The 227-nt window shown below is 61.7% G+C and carries 1 protein-coding gene; it reads right to left on the bottom strand.

The features are described 5' to 3' along the window. Positions 1-77 precede the first annotated feature (77 nt). A partial coding sequence (locus tag ACLEJQ_RS25885) for a hypothetical protein (RefSeq protein WP_440799970.1) occupies positions 78-227 on the bottom strand: 150 nt, incomplete at its 5' end.

The following is a 227-nucleotide window of genomic DNA, read 5'->3' as shown; positions in this document are numbered from 1 at the left end:
CCGACCATCAGGCGGGCGGCCTGACCGAGGTATTTACCGAGGCGACTCAAGTCATTGAACATCGTGCAATCCTCGCGTCAGGCGTCCGGCAGGGCCTGGAAGGGGGCTTCTTTATCCGTACGTTCCTTCGTGCCCCAGGCGGCGATGCCGACCTTGAGCGCGTAGAACAGGATGCTCAGCACCACGAACAGGAACAGCGCCGTCAGCGTTGCGTTGGTGTACGCGTT

It is taken from the genome of Pseudomonas sp. SMV71, from assembly GCF_052042015.1.
GTDB lineage: Bacteria > Pseudomonadota > Gammaproteobacteria > Pseudomonadales > Pseudomonadaceae > Aquipseudomonas.
This window is presented reverse-complemented; position numbering and strand designations above follow the sequence as displayed.